This is a genomic window from Oleiphilus sp. HI0066 (assembly GCF_001635725.1).
This window is the reverse complement of sequence record NZ_LWFH01000713.1, coordinates 1-1,479: the sequence shown is the minus strand read 5'-3', so window position 1 is coordinate 1,479 and position 1,479 is coordinate 1. Positions and strand designations below refer to the sequence as shown.

1 protein-coding gene and 1 pseudogene are annotated in these 1,479 nt (G+C 42.0%); one reads left to right on the top strand and one right to left on the bottom strand.

Annotated elements, in window-relative coordinates:
- Nucleotides 1-91 precede the first annotated feature (91 nt).
- Nucleotides 92-448 (bottom strand): annotated as a pseudogene (locus tag A3738_RS32580) (DDE-type integrase/transposase/recombinase); the annotation flags it as partial.
- A gap of 316 nt (nt 449-764) precedes the next feature.
- On the opposite strand from A3738_RS32580, the gene arsH reads away from it, so the two are divergent.
- The coding region (gene arsH, locus A3738_RS08840; protein WP_068476182.1) for an arsenical resistance protein ArsH at nt 765-1,479 on the top strand (715 nt) is incomplete at its 3' end.

The window sequence follows — 1,479 nt, the reverse complement described above, 5'->3', positions numbered from 1 at the left end:
AGTCCTGAGGAGACAGGCCATGATTCCGTATCGAGTTTTAGACGCCTTCGACATGATCGAAAATTTCAGCTTTCACAACGTTTCCTTTTTAGACCTTGCGCCGAAAGAGCTCTTTTTGTTGAAGCGATAAGAAACTCTCCGCTAACGTATTGTTCCGACAGTTTCCTCTGCGACTCATGCTAACTTCCAGATTATTATCTAGTAAGGAGTCTCGCTAGTCTTTCGAAGTATATTGAGCACCTTGGCTGGAATGAATGAGCACTTTATCTTTCGATCTTCATTGTGAAACTGCCATTAATGATGCATCAATGACTAAGTCAGATTTAGGTGAAGCCTTCATCGACCAATCAATGACTTTGCGCGAAAACAGATCGATGACAACTGCAAGATATAGCCAGCCTTGATAGGTTTGTATGTAAGTAGAATCTGTCACCCATTCCTTGTCAGGCTAATCTACTTCGGATTCTCGATTTTAATGATTGTTTTTTGTAGCACAGAATGAAAACCTTCTCTAAGTAAACAAATTTATAATTCAGACGTTATTGAAGGAGAGAGGCCTAAGATCTTAGTAATTTGGTTATTCTTAACCATTTATAAATTGTTGTTCAAATGTATGGATAATGCTTCGAATAAACCTAAACGTCAGTAGCTAAATCCATATCGTCACTTTAAATTAAGCCTTCGATTGTCACGCTATTGTCGAGGTCTTGTCTTATAATCTATCGTTTACTGTTTCAAGATTTATAGGGCTAGCCGTGAGCGATATCGATTTAACTGATCTTCCTAACCTTGTTGAAGATTGTTTTAAAGCACCTCAACAAGATGAATTAGCGGTTGCTGAGCACAGCACGCATCCTCCTAAAATTTTGCTTCTTTATGGGTCTTTAAGAGAGCGCTCATTCAGTCGTTTAGTGGTTGAAGAAAGCGCACGCATACTCGAAAAAATGGGCTGTGAGACTCGTATTTTCGATCCATCTGGACTGCCTTTACCTGACGATGAAGATGCCTCGCATTCTAAGGTGCAAGAACTACGCGATCTAATGACCTGGTCTGAAGGGCAGGTGTGGTGTTCGCCTGAGCGTCACGGTTCGATGACTGGCATCATGAAAGCGCAAATAGATTGGGTGCCATTGTCTCTTGGTGCAGTGCGTCCTACGCAAGGTAAAACGCTTGCGGTCATGCAGGTTGAGGGTGGTTCGCAATCTTTCAACGTTGTGAATCAACTGCGTGTGTTAGGTCGTTGGATGCGCATGATCACGATTCCAAACCAGTCTTCGGTTGCTAAAGCATGGTTAGAATTTGATGAGAATAACCGCATGAAACCTTCAGGCTTTTATGACCGCATTGTAGATGTATGCGAAGAGCTAGTGCGTTTTACGCTACTTACGCGTGACCGAGCTGATTACTTGGTGGATCGATATTCCGAACGTAAAGAAAGTGCTGAAGAGCTAATGAGACGCGTAAATCGGAAAGTTATTT